Raw genomic sequence first — 18,425 nt, 5'->3', positions numbered from 1 at the left:
AAATATTTTCAAATATAATACAGTTTAACTAACTTAATTACGAGGTGTTGTCATGAAATTTGAAAATCGTATTCAAAGAAGTCGTCATTTATTAACGAAAATGGATAAAAAAATTATTGAATATATACAAACACATGAACTTGATGAAAATTTCTCTACAATTAATTCCTTAGCTTATGCTATCGGGACATCACCAGCTACCATTACAAGATTTAGTGGGAAATTAAATTATGCCAACTTTCAAGATATGAAGTTTAATTTGCAACACGAAAAATCAGAAAAGGTAGTAGAAAATGCACCGCTTGTTCAGCTTATTCATCGTTATCATCAAAACATTATCCAACAAACGGGTGAATTTATTTCCGAGGAAAAGATTAAACGTCTAGCACACAATTTAAAAACGTGTAGACAAGTCAATTTCGCAGGATTAGGAAGTTCAGGATTAACGGCAAGTGAATTTTACTATCGCACAATGCGTATGGGTATCAAAGGTTCTGTATCAACAGATGCGCACCAAATGAAGATATCGGCGTCGCTACTTTCATCACGGGATATGTTTGTCGCTATTTCAAATAGTGGGGAAACCTTAGAATTAATTGAAGCTGCGAAGATTGCTCGCAATCAAAGGGCGTATGTCGTAGTCATAACAAATTTCGAAGGTAGTGCGCTTACTAAGAATGCAGATTTAGTATTAATTACGACGGCTCAATCAAGTAACAATGATTCAAAATTCATCAACTCACAAATCGCAACACTATTTTTATTAGATATCGTGAGTTATTTATTATTGAATGACACACATATGCACCAAGTATATCAACAAACACGAGACGTCATTTTAGGAAATGAGAAGGAATGAGTGAGGAGTGGGACAGAATTCGTTATGAATTCAGTGTCCCACGCCTATCTAGATCCAGCCGTTATTTAGTGATTGCGCCGAATAAAGCAGCATGATTCTCTGTTTGAGTTGTTTGAATCTTAGCAATGCCATAGTCTGAGGGTAAATAATGATGAATTTTAGGTTCTATATATTTGAGAAGTGTTTCACCTTGAGATGAAATACCGCCGCCAATAAGAATCAAGCTTGGATCATAAATAATTTGAATTTGAGCAATACCTTCTGCAACATAATTACTCCATTCATTGAGAATATTAAGTGCTTCTTCATTATCATCTTCTGCTAGATTAAATAATCTAGGTACATCCGTACCATGTTCAAATTGATGTTTAGTCATTAAATCTTTAAGAGCTGATGTTGAGGCACGTTGTTCAAATGTTTTACCATCTTCTTCACGATAAAGTAAGTAACCAATTTCATTGGCACGGTGACGCGAACCTTGATAAATGCCAGAAGCTTCACTGTAAAATGCACCACCAATACCTGTCCCCAAAGTTAAACAGAATATATTATCTTCTTCATAATGATGGAGTTTAAGTTCCCCTAACAATGCCGCATCCACATCATTATAAACAGCGATATCAGACGATAAATCTTTGAAGACTTCGAAGAATTGTGTACCGTCATAATTAGGAATGGTTGGCCCCGTATAAATAATTTGACCTAAATCTGAATCGACGACACCAGCACTTGAAATACCAATAAATGGATTTTTAAGTTGATATTGTTTCATAAATGCTGCTACTAATTGATATGTTTCATCTACAATTTGCACATTAATATTATCTGGCGTTTTAATCTTTTTATAATCAATCATTTCTAGGTCATCATTAATGACTGCCACTTTAATATTTGTTCCACCTATATCTATAGCTATTTTATACATTGAGGTACCTCCTTAGTCGTTTTTATTATAACGACACTTCAAATTAAAGTAATCGTCATCATTCTTTTTGAAAAATATTTTCATCAAATTCGCAATATTTTGTTAAATATTTTCAAAAATAGTTGTTTAAGAAAATGATAACGTTTACAATTCGAGGTGTAAATAGAAATTTATTGTAATTGAATTTATCTCAAAGTTTATAAAAATGAATTTGAATAAAAATTGATTTGGAGGAACATGACATGGAAGATAAATTAAAAGGATTATACGCCGCATTACTTGTACCGTTTGATGAACATGGACAAATAAAAGAAGAAGGATTAAAGCAAATTGCTAAAAATGCGATTGAGACTGAGAAACTTGATGGCTTATATGTGAATGGTAGTTCTGGGGAGAACTTCTTAATTAGTAAAGAACAAAAGAAACAAATTTTTAGAGTAGTGAAAGAAACTGTTGGAGACGATGTGAACTTAATTGCGCAAATTGGATCATTAGATTTAAATGAAGCGATTGAACTTGGGAAATACGCAACAGAACTAGGTTATGATGCGCTATCAGCAGTGACACCATTCTATTATCCATTCTCTTTTGAAGAAATTAAGCAATATTATTTCGACATTATCGAAGCAACACAAAACAATATGATTATTTATGCGATTCCTGACTTAACAGGTGTCAATATTAGCATCGAACAATTTGGCGAGTTATTTAATCATGAAAAAGTTGTAGGCGTGAAATACACTGCACCGAACTTCTTCTTATTAGAACGTATCCGTAAGGCATTTCCTAATAAACTCATATTATCTGGATTTGATGAAATGCTAGTGCAAGCGATAATTTCAGGTGTCGATGGAGCAATTGGTTCAACATACAATGTGAATGGTCGCCGTGCACGACAAATATTTGATTTAGCACGAGAAGGCAAAATTGCTGAAGCATATCAAATACAACATGATACGAATGACATCATCGAAACGGTATTAAGTATGGGCATTTACCCTACATTAAAAGAAATATTAAAAGCGCGTGGTATCGATGGCGGATTGCCTAAACGTCCATTCCGACCATTTGATGAAAGACATCGTGATGCATTGGACACATTAATTAAGAAATACGATTTATAGACAAACTGAGAATATTTAACAACAGAATATGTAACACAAGGGGTGTTGATTATGCATCAAGTCGGTTTTGGGGCATGGAATTGGGTAGCTGTTATTGGTTATCTTGTCATTATGTTATTAATTGGAGCGTACTTTACTAAAAGGGCTGGTAAAGATACGGATAGTTTCTTCACGGCAAGTGGTCGTTTGCCTTCGTGGGCCATTGGGTTCTCGATTTATGCGACGACTTTAAGTGCCATTACCTTTATGTCTACACCGGAAAAGGCATTTTTAACAGATTGGGCATACATCGCTGGTAATATTGCGATTGTCGCAATTATTCCAATTTTAATCGCATTTTATGTACCATTCTTTAAAAAGTTACGCGTAACATCAGCGTACGAATATTTAGAAGCGCGTTTTGGACCAAGTATACGTGTCATCGGTTCATTATTATTTGTCATTTTCCATTTAGGACGCATAGCGATTGTTATTTATTTACCAACATTAGCAATCACAGCTGTATCTGATATGAATCCATTCATCGTAGCTAGTTTAGTGGGTATTTTATGTATTCTTTATACTTTCTTAGGTGGATTCGAAGGCGTTGTATGGAGCGATTTTATCCAGGGTGTTATTTTACTTGGTGGCGCATTAATGATAATTATCATCGGTGCTTTTGAAATCAAAGGTGGTTTCGGCACAATTGTCAGTGATGCAATTGCCAATAAGAAGATTATTAGTGTAGATAACTGGAAATTAAATAGCGCAGCGGCAGCGATTCCGATTATCTTCCTTGGAAATATCTTTAACAATTTACACCAATATACTGCGAGTCAAGATGTTGTTCAACGTTATCAAGCATCTGACTCTATGGATGAAACGAAGAAATCGTTATGGACAAATGGTGTTTTAGCGTTAATCTCTGCACCTATTTTCTATGGAATGGGAACTATGATGTATTCTTTCTATCAACATGAACAGGTATTGCCTAAAGGATTCAATACATCATCTATCGTGCCTTACTTCATTCTAACTGAAATGCCACCATTCGTGGGCGGATTACTGATTGCAGCTATATTTGCGGCTGCACAGTCGACGATTTCATCAAGCTTGAACTCTATCTCTGCTTGTATTTCTGAAGATATTAAACATCGCTTCTTTGGAAAAGGGGCAGATAAATCAGAAGTTAACTTTGCACGATTAGTCATTGTTGTGGCAGGCTTATTAAGCTATGGTATTTCAATTTACTTAATTGCTGCTGATTCAAACAATTTATGGGATTTATTCTTATTGATCACTGGATTATTTGGTGTACCATTAGCTGGTATCTTTGCATTAGGTATCTTTACGAAACGTGCGAATACATTTGGTGTCTTAGTAGGATTAATTGCAGGTGTAATCATTGCATACCTACTAAATGGCGTTGGTGGAGGTAACTCACCATTCTACGTATCAATCATTTCATTCGTCGTTGCTTTCGTCTTCGGATATTTAGTAAGTCTTGTCGTACCATCTAAAAATGCAAAAGATATTACTGGGCTAACTATATTTGATAAAGATAAACCATCAACATATATTTCTAAAGTAATAGAGAAAAAATAATATTTAGTATACGAGTTGGACATCATTGATTGTTCGACTCGTATTTTATATCTTTAACATTGTGCTAATATAATAATAATTATAAAAAGATAGGGGTATTATCATGAAAATATTGAAAATTGCAGGTATATTCTTATTAGCACTACTTATCATGGTCGTTACACAAGGCATTGCATCCATCTTTAGTGATTTAATTCCATTTCTAGGTATAGGCGCTATTTTACAAGGGATTTTATATATCATTTTTGCTTTTTTAGTCGTTCGATTATTCATTAAACGTGTATTAAAAGATCGCTTGAGCGCATATCGTATAACAACACCTAAGTTTAATAAACTCTATGTGATATTAGGCTTAAGCTTACCAATAGTAGTTTATGGCATTTGTTTCATTTTTGTTCCAGGTGATTTTACTGTGCACCACTTTGGTAATTTAAATGATATGTTGCATTCATTTTTCTGGTCTATCTTTGTAACAGCCTTAGGTGGCGCGGTCGTTGAAGAAATGGTATGCAGAGGTTTATTGATGGGGTACATTGAGAAGAAGACGAACATTAAGATTGCCATTATTTCCACGGCAATATTTTTTGGAGCAATCCATTTATTAAATGGTGGGTTAAATGTAAGTAGTTTCTTCTTATTATTAATTAGCGGTTCACTAGTAGGCATCATGTTCGGTTTGGCAACTTATAAATTCAATACGATTTGGGCAAGCATTACACTACATTTTTGTTGGAATTTATCCCAACTTTTACTTATCACGGAAAAGGAAAGTCAGTATAGTATTTGGCAATATGTCGTACATACGAACAACATAGCCATCACAGGCAATCAATTTGGTTATGAAGCATCCATTATATCTATCGCAGGATACATAGGCGTTATTTTTATTTTACTAATGATTAAACATAGAGGTATTCAATAGAAGGGTTCAGATTTCTAAAGAGTGATATTCTCTCATGAAATTAGGCATAGTAAACAAGTTACTTTAAAAGTAGTTGTTATTTTACATGGTTTATTTAAATTATTTATGTATTTGCTTATACTAAAATAAGGAAAGAATTACTTACATTATAAAGGAGCATCAATATGAAGAAATACTTATTAGTTATTCCTGTAATTATTCTTACTTTTACATTAGTTGGCTGTTCGTCATCGTCAGAAGAAAATGATTCTAAAGATACATCAAATGATAACAAGCAGTCACAAAATAGTTCTAAACATAATGACAAGATTCCTAAACATATTTTTGATAAAACAATCAAAGGTCAGAAGATCTCTGAGAGTACGATAAAAAAAGATATTAAAACATATTTAGATACCGATAGAAAACTAACGGATGCAAGAGAGCCTTATGAAGAAAAGTTAGATTCTGACGAAAAGTTATCTAAGAAAAAAGAACAAAAATTCAATCATATTGTAGACTTACAAGAACAAAATTTAAATAACTTTGCCAAGTACATAAAAAATAATCAGATGCCTAACAAAGAATATGAACAATACACTAAAAAGATAAGTAATTATATGATAGCAACATATCAAACAAATCAACGTGCGTTAAATTTAGATGAAGATGCATCATTAAAAGATATTCTCGATATCAATAAAGATAAAAATATTGCGAATGGTCGAGAACAAGCCAAAATTGAGAATTTCTTGAAAGAGAAAAATATAAAGACCATTGCATTTGATAAATAAAAATAAGCAGGACTTCGACGTAATGAAGTCCTGCTTTTATAGTGTTAATAAGTGCTATATTCTAAATTAAGAAATATTTAAGATTAAATTGCGACAATATTTGTTATGTTGGAACTATTTTAAGAGTTCAATGTTTAACTAAAAAATACCATAAAGTAACTTACTAGAACCATGATGCCACTCACACCATTATGAATCATATGAACCATCATGCTGTCACGAACATTTCTACGACGATGGTAAGCAAGGTAGAATATCATTCCCATCATGGTATACATTAGAATTGCTACCCAATTTGAAATACCATGCTGAGAAGCAAAGATAAGTGATGATAGGATGAACGGTAACCAGAATCGTGTACGTTTAAATAATGTTTCTTTAAAAATGCCACGATAAACAAGTTCTTCTAAATAAGGTGCTACAAATGTAATCGTCAGTACGAAGACAATTAGCGGGAAGACTTGGCCCAATTGATCAGGCGTTGGTTTGGCAGTGTTCATATCACCTAATAACATTTTGTCGTTTTGTGTTTGCATTGAACCTGTCGCAAATAGCATTAAATATGACATACCAATAACGATTAATCTAAGAAGTACGGCCCAACCAACATTAACTGCAATATCCTTACCTGTAAATTTTTTAGACTTTTCATAGGTATGACGTTTGTAATAACTTCTAACTAGCCATATTACTACAGCAGCTAGTATGAAATAAATGATGGTCACTAATGTGCAAGTTAATGTATCCATATAAATAGAAAAACTATAGATAAACATACTACTCACAATAGGAATTTGAATTAGTAACATCCAGCCAATGAAAATAAGGGCACGTACAAACTTATTACCAGTTGGACGACGTTCTTCGGTATGTATGTGGTCTTTAGTTGAATTATCTTCATTTGAAGAAGATGTAGTATTAGAAATTGTATCCATATTCTGATGATTCATCATAATAAACCCACCTTTGTCTAGAAATATAAGATTTTGAAAAATGAATACTTCTATATGAATGTAACATATATTTGACATTTATTGTAGGTCACTTCATAAAAATGCGTTATCTTAACTAAAAATTAAAATTTCGAATTATATGTTTAGGAGGTTAACTATGTCTAAAGATGAAATATCACATGACCATATAACAGGAGATTTTCAAATTTCTCAAAAACCTTATTGGAAGTTGATATTACAATCTCTATTTTTAATTTGTATTTTATTTGTTGCCGAATCAATGGTTTTACTCTTAGTAGAGAAGCCAAGATACTTTTGGATTGCTATTGTAGGGGTCATTATTGCATTTCTAATTTTAAAATTAAGTAAGCTGAAGCTATTTCAATTTAGTCGAATAACTAAAAAGCAATGGCTAATCATTATCATTGGATTCATTCTTGCAAATGGTACAGATTATATTTATTTTGAATTCATGCCTACGACAGGGAATGAGAAGGAGTTAGAGGAAAGTTACCGCAATGTACCACTGTATTTACAACTCATTGCGGTAGGTATTTTAGGTCCTATCTTAGAAGAAATTATATTTAGAGGATTGTTAATTAAAGGTATCTTTAGAGGTGCACCTATAGTTGGTGGCATAGTATCTGTTATTTTATTCGCTGGCGCTCATGGCCCAAGCAACATAGGTGAATGGTTTATTTACGGCTTTTCAGGTTTCATTTTCGTTGTTGCATATTTAAAAACAAAACGGCTCGAAATACCTATCATCATACACATGTTTGGTAATATATTAGCTACATTTCAAAATTATTTTTGGTAGAAATGCTCTAATTACATAGTATATACGCAATAAAAACAATGCCTAAGTTTTGATAGGCATTGTTTTTAACTTAAATATGCTCAATTCTTAAATGTTTATAGGGTCGGTTGTATCCGTTGCCTTCGCACGTTCAATTGAGAATTTAACTGCCGATGCATCAAAATCAGAACCATCATTGAATTTTACATTCTTCTTTAAATGAAATAGGTAGTGTTTACCGTCTTCTGAAGCTTCCCAAGATGTAGCAAGACCTGGTTCAATCTTGCCATTTTTACCATAAGTTACAAGCGGTTGATAGATAGCATTGTACACAGGCATAGGCGCATCAAAGCCTTGTGCATCTAGTTGATTTGTATTAAATTCACGAGGTAATGAGACTTTAACCTCTTTGTCATCATTATGATACTGAGCACAACCACTTAACATAAGCATCGCGCATATAGAAAGTGAATAGAATATGCGCTTTTTCAATGTTTTACCTTCTTTCTATTGTATTCATCATTATTTTTTATAATAGAGTTTAGTTATTGAAAATATTTTTCCATCAATAAACATTATTATATGATACACCCTATACAAATTATTTGAAATGATAAATTTGTGAATAGGTACGTAGAAGTTTTCCAATTTTGAAATTAAAAAAAGAGGGTGGGGACCCTCTTTTTAATGTGTTTCTCCTAGTGCAACTTTGGAGTCGTCTTCTTTAGAAATGGCTTTAATAGCCGCTGTTAAACCTTTCGCAATTGTTTCAATAGACATCGACGGTTTCTCAGGTTTATCTGTCACTTGTTCAGGGATAAATGGTACATGAATAAATCCAAATAGTAGCCCCGGATAAGACTTGTCAGCGAGATAACCTAATTGGTATAGGACATGGTTACAAACAAATGTGCCCGCTGTATTCGATAAGCTTGCAGGGACGCCTGCTGCTTTAATCGCTTCAGTCATTGTTTTAATAGGTAAGTTTGAGAAGTAGGCAGGTGCGCCATCTTCTTGAATGGCCACATCAATAGGCTGATTTCCTTTGTTGTCAGGAATACGTGCATCGTCGATATTGATACCTACACGCTCTGGAGTAAGGTCATAACGGCCACCAGCTTGACCAATAGACAAGACCACTTCGTAATCGCCTTTAGACAGTTCTTTATCAATGACGTCTTTAGATTCATGAAAGACGGTTGGAATTTCTAACTTTGAAATGGTATGTTCGCCAATCGTATTCTCCAATTGCTTTACTGCCTCTAGTGCAGGATTAATCTTTTCACCGCCAAATGGATCAAATGCTGTAACTAAAATTTTCATTATTCATTTCCTCCTTAGAATTATTTAAAATGCCCAGAAATACATTAGAGCAATGTGAATTACTATAAGTGCTAATGCTATAGGCGCCTGTGCTTTAATAACGCCAAATTCTTGTTTCATTTCAAGTAGTGCAACTGGTAATGTGTTGAAATTTGCCGCCATAGGTGTAAGTAATGTTCCGCAGAAACCACCAGTCATGGCAAGCGCACCTGCAACGATTGGATCGCCACCTTGGGCAATAACGAATGGAATACCAATACTTGCTGTTATAACAGTAAATGCTGCGAAAGCATTTCCCATAAGCATTGTAAAAAGAACCATACCTAATATATAAGCAATTGCACCAATTAAATGGTTGCCCTCAGGTAAAAATGAAGAGATACCTTTTGAAATGACTTGACCCACACCACTTGCAGTAAAGAGTACGCCAAGTGCAGCTAAGAATTGTGGTAATATACCTGTCGTTCCAACTTGTTGCGTTAATCGGTCACTGTCATACAATGTGTAAGATAATTTTGGTTTGATAATGAGTAGTGCTGCGATTAATCCTACAATAGATGAAATACCTAAACCGATGGCACCGCCAAGTGGAGTCCAGTTTGAAACAACTACTGCCACCACAGCTAAGACAATTGCAGGAATGAAAAGCTTATTTTCATATTTAGCAGAACCTCTTTCAACTTCCTCATCATTAACATCGATAATGTTTTTGATTTTCACTTGTCTGAAAAGTGTTAAAGCACCCATTGCTAAAACTAGCAGACCATTAATTGCATTTGGTATATAAGGACCACCTATAAATAAAATAGCTAAAATGGTCCAAAATGCTGCTGTACCTAAACTTTTAGATTTATCTTGTGAACGTAAAGCGCGATAAGCTGTATATAAAAATTGAAGTCCAATCAGTATGTAAAATATTTCTAAAATATGGTTTAAAGTTGCTTCACTCATGACTTTTCACCTCATTATTTCCATATTTTTTATTGAAGTAACGATCGAGTAAAATATTTTTAATCCAAACTAAAATAAGTGTGATGATAGCAACAGGAATTGAAGCGAGCACTAAACTCATCGCATTCACTTTAATGTTTAAAGATTGGAAAGTCCCAACCATCAATAACACACCAGCAGCACCAACAAATAAGTTTTGTCCAAAGAAATTACCATAATTTTCCATGGCAGATGCTTCGGCTTTTAGTTTTTCAATATCTTTCTCATCGATGTCTTTATCAGTAAGATTGTAACGTGTTCGAAGTGCACCTTGAACCATAGGGTTAATTAAAGGTCGAACAAATTGAGGATGGCCACCGATACGTATTGAAGCTACGCCGGCGATTTCACGAATAATTAAATATAAAGTAAGAAGGCGACCGGTTGTTATTTTCTTAACGTTACTAATTAGTTTAGAAGCTTGTTGCTTCAAACCAAAACGTTCAATTAAACCGACCATAGGAAGTGTAAGCATAAATAAAGTTACAAGACGTTGATCTACAAAGGCTTTTCCAAGTGTTGAAAGTACTTCAACGATATCCATACCAGCAACTAAACCAGTGACTACTGCTGCAATTAAAATAATTGCTATAGTGTCAAACTTAAGAATGAAGCCGATGATTATGATTAAAATACCAATCAATTTAATCCATTCCATAGAAACACTCCTTAACAGTTATTCAAATTAACTTTTAATATTTAATTGATGAGATTCAGAGTTACAATTAATCTCTGTAACCCTATCTAATTAATATGTAAAAGATAAGTGAATAATAGATGTAATTTTCTTAATATTAGCACAACTAAAATTGCTATTAAAGTGAATTTAAAATAAATTGAATAATATTTTATATTTAGATATTGTTTGGAATGTTAGATGATAAATAGGTTTAAAAATTCAAGATAATAGAGACTAAATTCTAAGTCTTTTTTTAAATGATTTTCAAGTAAATTAGTAGCATTTGAACATTACCTTTTGCGAGTTCCGAGACTATTTCTTTATGTTCTTCAATTAAGTTAGGTCTGTGTTTATTTATTACAGTTCGGCTAAATAAATATATAAAACTACGATATTTATGATAAGTTTCTAAAATAAACTGATTATTAGTTGCCTTCATTAAAATTTTAAATTATATATTTTCTTCAAGGGCATGATATAATATCTTGGGTTATATGAGAATAATTCTCAATAACTATTTTATTATATCAGTAAAGGAGTGTCAGATGTGAGTTCACATCAAAGTAGGTTCGACGGTAAATTAATCATTGCAGCTAGTTTTGCAGTGTTAACATATTGGTTGTTTGCACAATCATTTATAAATATTGGTTCTAGTGTACAAAAGACGTTTGGTGCTACAGATTCTACACTTAACCTATCTATCAGCCTTGTATCATTCGTTACAGGTATTTTCATGGTGGGTGCAGGAGATATTGCAGATAAAGTGGGAAACCTCAAGATGACAATAATAGGTCTCGTCTTTAGTATTATTGGTTGCCTTAGTCTTATTATTGTTCCTGCTACGCCATTCTTAGTTATTGGGCGCATTTTTCAAGGCCTATCAGCTGCCATATTACTACCTTCTACAATTGGCTTAGTATCAGATAACTTTAAAGGTCAATCACTCCGTAAAGCTTATAGTTTTATGATGATTGCGACAGTTGGTGGAATAGGATTTTCTTCCTATGTCGGTGGTCTTATTTCTAGCTTTTTAAGTTGGCAATTTATCTTTGTGTTTTCTATCGTTTTATCAATTATTGCGATTTTTATTTTAAGTCGTAGAAAAGAAGTGCCACGTCAAGAACGTGATTACCAGCCCTTCGATTATGTAGGAATGGTGATTTTTGGCGTAATTATCGCTTGCTTAATGCTATTGATGACTCAAGGTTTTACATACGGTTGGGCAAGTCGATTCACGTTAATTGTTGCAATCGTTGGTCTCATTGCTTTAGTTGTATTTTATATTTTTGAAAAAGGCAGACCCACACCATTTATTGATTTTTCAATTGTAAAAAATCGAGCATTTTTGGGCTCAACAATCAATAATTTTGTGCTTAACACTGGGGTAGGTACCACAGTAGTCTTCAATGGTTACGCTCAAAAACAATTTGGTATGAGCGAAGCACAAACTGGCTTGGTTACAGTGCCGTATGTCTTCATGGCGATAGCGATGATACGCTTAGGTGAAAAAGCAATTCAAAAATATGGTGGTAAAAGTATGTTAATTGCAGGGCCGCTATTTCCAGCAATTGGTATCATTCTAATTAGTTTCACTTTCTTATCGCCAAGTTGGTATGTAGGTATTGTAACTTTCGCATTTGTTGTATGTGCGATTGGTAATGGGTTAGTTGCTACACCAGGCTTAACGATTGCAGTATTAAATATGCCAGAAGAGAAAGTGAGCTTTGCGACAGGTTTATATAAGATGGGCGCTACACTTGGAGGAGCTTTTGGTATCGCGTTAAATACGACCGTATTTACAGTATGCCAACAATTCTATTCAGTAGAAATGTCAGCAATGATTTCATTCTTAGTCGGGGCAATTATTATGATACTTGGACTTATATCAGCATTTATTCTGATTCCTAAAAATGTTAAAGCATAATAAAAACAAGCGTGGCTTTTTAATCAGCCACGCTTGTTTGTTTATAGATAATTAATTTACTTTATCGGTAGACAATCCTTGCGGAATCGGATCAAATATAACTAATTCGTCGCTATTTAATAAATCCTCAGTTAATTGTAATTCAGCAATACGATTAGAATTATAGTATTTCACATACAATGTACGCGATGTTAAGTTAAATACAGTTTGGTAGAGCGTATAGTGGAATTCATCTTCAGAAGGGCGAACTGCACCTTTAGGAATGCTTACACTATCAAGAATTCTAAACGCATCTAATACTGCATCATCACCATCGTCAGGCAACATATTACTTACAAGATAAGCTGCTCTTACATAACGTTCTGCTGACGTATAACCACCTGGTAGTCCAGAGGTACCACTTTCATTGCCGATATATAAATTTTTATAGCGTTTATATTGTGGTTTGTAAGGTGTCACATTCGCATAATTCTTCAAGTTCTCGTAATGCCAATTTAAATCAGGGCTATTTGTTAGTACACCGACTGGATTATCATGAACGACAATGCGACCTTCTACAAACGTAATCTCTACAGTTCGGCCTGTCGCATCCGATACATGATAATGTAATGGTGGCGCTTCATTAATATCATTCAATGTATGTGCAACGACATTAACTTGGTCTGCTTGTTCAACAAGTTCCTCAATCGTTTTGTTGTAACCAAGTACCCATGTTAATACTTCAGTTTGTGAAATATTGATGTATCCATCTCGTATTTTATTAGCGTATGAGGCATAACCACGGTCATATTGATTAGATATTGCGAGGCCATGCTCATTTACACCGTCACCGAAAATAAAGCCTTCCATATCAGAACCGGCACCAGTAAAACCATACGACGTTGTACCTTTATAATCTACACGAGATTCCCAATAGTAGTGACGTGGTTGCACAGCAGGATGTCCACTTAATGGATAGTCATAGTCCATCGTGCGTCCTAAAATAACGTCACCGTTTTTAGCTTGAAACGTAAAACCTGTACACATATGTAGAAACCTCCAGTATTTAAAGTGAGAATTATTATCAATTATAAGATTTCTCATTACTCATTTCAATTTTTAAAGTTTTTCGGAAAAAGAGTCCTAAAATAAAAGTTGCTATATACATACTAAAACACATAATATAGGCCCAAATTATACCGTAATAGTCAACTATCATAGAAATAATAAAAGTGCCAATAGCGAAGAAAATGCTGTTAAATAATTGCTTAGACGCTTGTATAAAGATATTTCAATTCTAGTTATATTCCAACATTGAAAATCTCAAAAAAGAAATCATATAAGCAAAGTAAGTTGCGGTGGACAATGACTTCATGAAGAATTCTAAGCCACTTCAAAAAATATCCCTTATGAGCTAATTAAATCTCATAAGGGATATGATTTAGATATTAAGCATGTGCATGTTCTGGAACGTCTTTGAAGTTTTCTAAACGACGATTCCATTCTTCATCGCTAATGTTGTTTTTAGCTACATAACGGTTACGTTCATGTTTGGCACAGTCATATGAACAAGCACCGAGATATTTGTCTTCATTTTCTTCTGAAACAAGAATTTGCTTGTTACATTCAGGATTTGAACAGTTAATATAACGTTCGCAAGGTGTACCGTCAAAGTGTTCTTTACCGATAACTGTCTTCTCAACTTGGTTAACGTCAACACTAATACGTTCATCGAAGACGTACATTTTACCGTCCCAATATTGACCTTTAGTTTCAGGATCTTTACCGTAAGTTGCGATACCACCGTGTAGTTGTCCTACATTTTCGAAGCCTTCTTTAACTAACCAACCAGAGAATTTTTCGCAACGAATACCACCTGTACAATAAGTTACGATGTTTTTACCATCTAATTGATCTTTGTTCTCACGAATCCAGTCTGGTAAGTCTCTGAAGCGTGTGATATCAGGGCGAATGGCACCGCGGAAGTGACCTAAGTCAAATTCATAGTCATTACGAGCATCTAAGATGACAGTATCTTCATCTTCAAGTGCTTCTTTAAATTCGCTAGGTGAATAATATTTACCAGTTGTAACACGTGGATCAACATCGTCTTCTAAACCTAAAGCAACGATTTCATTTCTTGGACGCACGTGCATTTTTTTGAAGGCATGTCCTTCAGCTTCATCAATTTTGAACGTCATATCTGCGAAACGCTCATCTGAATGCATATGTTCGATATATTTATCAGTATCTTCTTTCGTACCTGATAATGTACCATTGATACCTTCTGTAGAAACTAAAATTCTACCTTTTAAATTATTTGATTTGCAGAATTCTAAGTGCTCAGCTGCAAATGTTTCAGGGTCATCAATTGTTGTGTATTTGTAATATAATAACACTCTATAATCCATTTTCTAATTCTCCTCTAAAAATTTATTTATCGTAAAGGCAAGCCATATCATTTAGTTATTCAATAATTTATCTTTTTATAAAAATCAACATTATATTATTTTACCAAATTTACAATAACTTTCAATATTTCGGTTTTGAAAATAGGGCAACAGACCTATGTTAGAAGTACAATTACTTTTTGAAAACGATTACATGTAGTACGATAAGTAGAAAGTGAAGTAAAGGATTATAATGAATTAAGATTATACTTTTCGAAAAGGGAGGAATTGTTAATTATGACAAATCAATCTTTACCAAAATTAACATATACTGGGGTATCAAAAAGTGCGGTACCTATTATTTCTGAAAGTGAATTACAAACGGTAACGGCAGAACCTTGGTTAAAAATTTCAGATGAAGGACTTCAACTTGAAGGTCTTGTCTTTGATAGAGATCATAATTTATTTTTATGTGAAGTGTTTGGCGGTAAAATCTTTAAAGTCGACATAGACACAAAAGAGGTTTCAACAGCGTTTCAATCAACAAAACAAAATCCAGCTGCAATCAAAATACATAAAGATGGACGTTTATTCACTTGTTATTTAGGCGATTTCGAGTCAACAGGTGGTATCTTCGCCACAGATGAACATGGTGAACAATTTGAAGAAATCATTTCGGAACTCAATACTGAATATTGTATTGATGACATGGTCTTTGATAGTAAAGGTGGTTTCTATTTCACTGATTTTAGAGGTTATTCTACCAACCCTAAAGGTGGCGTTTACTATGTTTCACCAGACTTCAAGACAGTGACACCAGTCATTCAGAACATTTCAGTAGCGAATGGTGTAGCTTTAAGTACGGATGAAAAAATATTATGGGTTACAGAAACAACGACTAACCGACTACATCGTATTCAATTAGAGGACGATGGCGTGACAATTGCACCGTTTGGTGCAACGATTCCATATTACTTTACTGGCCATGAAGGACCAGACTCAGTTTGTATTGATAGCGATGATAATTTATACGTAGCAATGTATGGACAAGGGCGTGTTCTAGTCTTCAACAGACGTGGATATCCTATTGGTCAAATCTTAATGCCAGGGCGTGATGAAGGTAAAATGTTACGTTCAACACATCCACAATTTATTCCAGGAACAAACCAATTGCTTATTTGTACCAATGACATTGAGAACGACTCAGAGGGTGGTTCAATGATTTATACCGTTGAAGCTTTTGCGAAAGGTCATGAAAGCTATCAATTTCAGTAAGTAATAGAGAAATAAGCGACATCGTCTAACACACCATAAAACCCCCTCACTAGCGCAATAGTGAGGGGGGTTGGTGTTGCCAATGGAATTAATTTATAAATGTATTTTATCATTATGGGTTACTTATTGCGAGTTTGATTCGTTGAGCATCAACGATAACTAAATAATGCTTATCTCCTAATCAAATGAAACTTTTTTAAATATCCAGTATACTGAAATAGAATAATAAGACATCCGTATAAGTATGAAAGGAGTATATAATGAAAGACAATTGGATGAAATATAAAGATGACAGTCTTGTAGCATCATTCTATGATAGTCAGACCACAACGTTTCAAGAACAAGGATTTGAAACTGAATTAGCTTTTGGAACTGCAGGTATTCGTGGCCAGTTTGGACTTGGTCCTGGCCGTTTAAATCGCTATACCATACAACGTCTGGCATTAGGAATTGCTAATTACTTAAAAGATAAAGAAGATAATCCTTCAATTGTCATTCACTATGATATTCGTCATTTATCTTCAGAATTCGCACATATTATTACGCAAATTTTGACTTCGAAAGGCATTAAAGTTTATCTGGCAGATGTATATAAAACAACGCCACAACTATCTTTTGCTGTCCGATACTTGCAAACATCTGCCGGTATCATGATTACAGCAAGTCATAACCCTAAAGATTATAACGGCATCAAAGTTTATGGTGCAGATGGTGCGCAATTAGATGAGGATACTTCATTAGAAGTTGCTCAATATATCAATAACTTAGGTAATCCACTTGAGTTGAATATTGACTTAAATCAAGAACTTATTGAGAAGAACACCTTTGATTTACCAGAAGCGGTTTATGATAGTTACATAAACGAACTTACAAATCTTATAGGTGATATTCCACAATCTGATTTGAAGGTCGTATATACGAGTTTGCATGGTACTGGTGTGCCGATTATTCCTGACGTTTTAAAGCATCTTAATTTTCAGAATGTAAGTTTAGTCAAATCGCAAAGTGAGCTAGATCCAAATTTCAGTTCCGTTAAAAGTGCGAACCCCGAAGAGCGAGAAGCCTTTGATTTAGCAATTCAACAAGCTCACGATATCGACGCTAATTTAATTATTGCAACAGATCCTGACGTCGATCGCATGGGATTTGTAGAACGAAATGAAAATGGTCAAATATACTACTTTGGTGGCAGTGAAATCGGCGCATTACTCATTAAATATCTGCTCGAATACACGAATGTGCCGAATCATTCGGTTGTCATTCAATCTATTGTAAGTGGCGAGTTAGGTAAACGACTTGCACAACAATATGGTGTGACTGTGAAGGAAGTCTTAATCGGCTTTAAACACATTGCTAAAGCCATTCGTGAGTTAGATGATACAGAATCATTTTTATTTGCCTATGAAGAAAGCTATGGTTACTTAGCTGACGACTTCGTGCGAGACAAAGATGCCATTCAAATTGTGCCATTGATTATTAAGTATGCTTCTATTTTGAAAAATGAAGGCAAAACACTGCACGATGAATTAAAAGAAATCCATAAAGAAGTAGGCTATTATCGTGATAAACCGATGTCTAAAGTCTTTGAAGGTAGAGAAGGGCAACAACAAATTAACGCTTTAATGGATCAATTAAGACGTAATATTCCTGATGTCTTTGCAGGATTAAAAGTTGTTGCAGTAGAAGATTATGAGACATTGAAACGCATTTATAAAGAAGACAACACGGAAGAAGCAATATCATTACCAAAAGCGAATGTAATTAGAATTCTCTTAGAAGAAGGATTTATTGCTTTGAGACCATCAGGTACAGAACCTAAACTCAAATTCTACCTATCACTTAACGTCGATAACTTCGAACAAGTCTCACAAGACATATACGATTATATATTTAGTGATAGCGAATAGCGTGACAAAAAACCATTTA

At 34.1% G+C, this 18,425-nt stretch carries 17 protein-coding genes; 9 read left to right on the top strand and 8 right to left on the bottom strand.

Translation table 11 applies throughout. The features are described from left to right. Positions 1-52 precede the first annotated feature (52 nt). Complete coding sequence (locus HMPREF3265_RS07545; protein WP_070581078.1) at positions 53-859, top strand: MurR/RpiR family transcriptional regulator; 807 nt, start codon at positions 53-55, stop codon at positions 857-859. Between the two features lie 61 nt (positions 860-920). Here HMPREF3265_RS07545 and HMPREF3265_RS07540 read toward each other — a convergent pair whose 3' ends face one another. After that, complete coding sequence (locus HMPREF3265_RS07540; RefSeq protein WP_070861220.1) at positions 921-1,784, bottom strand: ROK family protein; 864 nt, start codon at positions 1,782-1,784, stop codon at positions 921-923. Between the two features lie 242 nt (positions 1,785-2,026). Here HMPREF3265_RS07540 and HMPREF3265_RS07535 point away from each other — a divergent pair, with 242 nt between their 5' ends. From HMPREF3265_RS07535 to HMPREF3265_RS07520, 4 genes are all read left to right on the top strand, one after another. Next, a complete protein-coding gene (locus tag HMPREF3265_RS07535; RefSeq protein ID WP_053036113.1) occupies positions 2,027-2,908 on the top strand; it encodes an N-acetylneuraminate lyase in 882 nt (293 codons plus the stop codon). Positions 2,909-2,959: 51 nt separating this feature from the next. Continuing rightward, positions 2,960-4,492, top strand: a complete 1,533-nt coding sequence (locus HMPREF3265_RS07530) for a sodium:solute symporter family protein (protein ID WP_053036111.1) — start codon at positions 2,960-2,962, stop codon at positions 4,490-4,492. A gap of 103 nt (positions 4,493-4,595) precedes the next feature. Then, the gene (locus tag HMPREF3265_RS07525) at positions 4,596-5,414 is read left to right on the top strand and encodes a CPBP family intramembrane glutamic endopeptidase (RefSeq protein WP_070581074.1); all 819 of its coding nucleotides are present in this window, start codon (positions 4,596-4,598) and stop codon (positions 5,412-5,414) included. Between the two features lie 164 nt (positions 5,415-5,578). Then, positions 5,579-6,187: an NDxxF motif lipoprotein gene (locus HMPREF3265_RS07520; protein WP_070581072.1), complete on the top strand. Its 609-nt coding sequence runs from the start codon at positions 5,579-5,581 to the stop codon at positions 6,185-6,187. A gap of 134 nt (positions 6,188-6,321) precedes the next feature. Here HMPREF3265_RS07520 and HMPREF3265_RS07515 read toward each other — a convergent pair whose 3' ends face one another. Next, entirely contained in the window at positions 6,322-7,140 is an 819-nt protein-coding gene (locus HMPREF3265_RS07515; RefSeq protein ID WP_070581070.1) for a CPBP family intramembrane glutamic endopeptidase, read from the bottom strand. Positions 7,141-7,297: 157 nt separating this feature from the next. On the opposite strand from HMPREF3265_RS07515, the gene HMPREF3265_RS07510 reads away from it, so the two are divergent. Then, complete coding sequence (locus tag HMPREF3265_RS07510) at positions 7,298-7,960, top strand: CPBP family intramembrane glutamic endopeptidase (RefSeq protein ID WP_070861219.1); 663 nt, start codon at positions 7,298-7,300, stop codon at positions 7,958-7,960. A gap of 87 nt (positions 7,961-8,047) precedes the next feature. On the opposite strand, the gene HMPREF3265_RS07505 is transcribed toward HMPREF3265_RS07510, so the two are convergent. The 4 genes from HMPREF3265_RS07505 to HMPREF3265_RS07490 form a co-directional block, all read right to left on the bottom strand. Further along, positions 8,048-8,431 (bottom strand): ABC transporter substrate-binding protein, encoded by a 384-nt coding sequence (locus HMPREF3265_RS07505; RefSeq protein ID WP_053036103.1) that lies wholly within the window; start codon positions 8,429-8,431, stop codon positions 8,048-8,050. Between the two features lie 192 nt (positions 8,432-8,623). After that, the gene (gene pcp / locus HMPREF3265_RS07500; protein WP_070581066.1) at positions 8,624-9,262 is read right to left on the bottom strand and encodes a pyroglutamyl-peptidase I; all 639 of its coding nucleotides are present in this window, start codon (positions 9,260-9,262) and stop codon (positions 8,624-8,626) included. 24 nt (positions 9,263-9,286) lie between these two features. After that, the gene (locus HMPREF3265_RS07495) at positions 9,287-10,213 is read right to left on the bottom strand and encodes a DUF979 domain-containing protein (RefSeq protein ID WP_070581064.1); all 927 of its coding nucleotides are present in this window, start codon (positions 10,211-10,213) and stop codon (positions 9,287-9,289) included. After that, positions 10,206-10,910 carry a DUF969 domain-containing protein gene (locus HMPREF3265_RS07490; protein WP_016930593.1) on the bottom strand — a complete coding sequence of 235 codons (705 nt, stop codon included), beginning with the start codon at positions 10,908-10,910 and terminating at the stop codon, positions 10,206-10,208. The genes HMPREF3265_RS07495 and HMPREF3265_RS07490 overlap by 8 nt, the downstream gene beginning before the upstream one ends. 568 nt (positions 10,911-11,478) lie before the next feature. Between HMPREF3265_RS07490 and HMPREF3265_RS07485 the strand changes: the two genes are divergently transcribed. Next, positions 11,479-12,855 carry an MFS transporter gene (locus HMPREF3265_RS07485; RefSeq protein WP_070581062.1) on the top strand — a complete coding sequence of 459 codons (1,377 nt, stop codon included), beginning with the start codon at positions 11,479-11,481 and terminating at the stop codon, positions 12,853-12,855. A 51-nt stretch (positions 12,856-12,906) separates the two neighbouring features. On the opposite strand, the gene HMPREF3265_RS07480 is transcribed toward HMPREF3265_RS07485, so the two are convergent. Then, positions 12,907-13,881, bottom strand: a complete 975-nt coding sequence (locus HMPREF3265_RS07480) for a choloylglycine hydrolase family protein (RefSeq protein ID WP_070581059.1) — start codon at positions 13,879-13,881, stop codon at positions 12,907-12,909. A 401-nt stretch (positions 13,882-14,282) separates the two neighbouring features. After that, positions 14,283-15,245, bottom strand: a complete 963-nt coding sequence (locus tag HMPREF3265_RS07475; RefSeq protein WP_011274628.1) for an oxygen-dependent tRNA uridine(34) hydroxylase TrhO — start codon at positions 15,243-15,245, stop codon at positions 14,283-14,285. Between the two features lie 276 nt (positions 15,246-15,521). On the opposite strand from HMPREF3265_RS07475, the gene HMPREF3265_RS07470 reads away from it, so the two are divergent. Together HMPREF3265_RS07470 and HMPREF3265_RS07465 are read left to right on the top strand one after the other, a co-directional pair. Beyond that, a complete protein-coding gene (locus tag HMPREF3265_RS07470) occupies positions 15,522-16,499 on the top strand; it encodes an SMP-30/gluconolactonase/LRE family protein (RefSeq protein ID WP_070861218.1) in 978 nt (325 codons plus the stop codon). Between the two features lie 260 nt (positions 16,500-16,759). Continuing rightward, positions 16,760-18,406, top strand: coding sequence for a phospho-sugar mutase (locus HMPREF3265_RS07465; RefSeq protein WP_070861217.1), 1,647 nt, complete (start codon positions 16,760-16,762; stop codon positions 18,404-18,406). The last annotated feature ends 19 nt before the right edge of the window (positions 18,407-18,425 follow it).

This window comes from Staphylococcus sp. HMSC62B09, from assembly GCF_001839115.1.
GTDB lineage: Bacteria > Bacillota > Bacilli > Staphylococcales > Staphylococcaceae > Staphylococcus > Staphylococcus haemolyticus.
This window is presented reverse-complemented; position numbering and strand designations above follow the sequence as displayed.

Bases quoted from the DNA above. Each gene is read 5' to 3' on its own strand.
- HMPREF3265_RS07520 (WP_070581072.1), top strand. From the start codon at position 5,579: ATGAAGAAATACTTATTAGTTATTCCTGTAATTATTCTTACTTTTACA.
- HMPREF3265_RS07475 (WP_011274628.1), bottom strand. From the start codon at position 15,245: ATGGATTATAGAGTGTTATTATATTACAAATACACAACAATTGATGAC.
- HMPREF3265_RS07525 (WP_070581074.1), top strand. From the start codon at position 4,596: ATGAAAATATTGAAAATTGCAGGTATATTCTTATTAGCACTACTTATC.
- HMPREF3265_RS07495 (WP_070581064.1), bottom strand. From the start codon at position 10,213: ATGAGTGAAGCAACTTTAAACCATATTTTAGAAATATTTTACATACTG.
- HMPREF3265_RS07470 (WP_070861218.1), top strand. From the start codon at position 15,522: ATGACAAATCAATCTTTACCAAAATTAACATATACTGGGGTATCAAAA.
- HMPREF3265_RS07510 (WP_070861219.1), top strand. From the start codon at position 7,298: ATGTCTAAAGATGAAATATCACATGACCATATAACAGGAGATTTTCAA.
- HMPREF3265_RS07480 (WP_070581059.1), bottom strand. From the start codon at position 13,881: ATGTGTACAGGTTTTACGTTTCAAGCTAAAAACGGTGACGTTATTTTA.
- HMPREF3265_RS07515 (WP_070581070.1), bottom strand. From the start codon at position 7,140: ATGATGAATCATCAGAATATGGATACAATTTCTAATACTACATCTTCT.
- HMPREF3265_RS07530 (WP_053036111.1), top strand. From the start codon at position 2,960: ATGCATCAAGTCGGTTTTGGGGCATGGAATTGGGTAGCTGTTATTGGT.
- HMPREF3265_RS07535 (WP_053036113.1), top strand. From the start codon at position 2,027: ATGGAAGATAAATTAAAAGGATTATACGCCGCATTACTTGTACCGTTT.
- pcp (WP_070581066.1), bottom strand. From the start codon at position 9,262: ATGAAAATTTTAGTTACAGCATTTGATCCATTTGGCGGTGAAAAGATT.
- HMPREF3265_RS07490 (WP_016930593.1), bottom strand. From the start codon at position 10,910: ATGGAATGGATTAAATTGATTGGTATTTTAATCATAATCATCGGCTTC.
- HMPREF3265_RS07540 (WP_070861220.1), bottom strand. From the start codon at position 1,784: ATGTATAAAATAGCTATAGATATAGGTGGAACAAATATTAAAGTGGCA.
- HMPREF3265_RS07545 (WP_070581078.1), top strand. From the start codon at position 53: ATGAAATTTGAAAATCGTATTCAAAGAAGTCGTCATTTATTAACGAAA.
- HMPREF3265_RS07465 (WP_070861217.1), top strand. From the start codon at position 16,760: ATGAAAGACAATTGGATGAAATATAAAGATGACAGTCTTGTAGCATCA.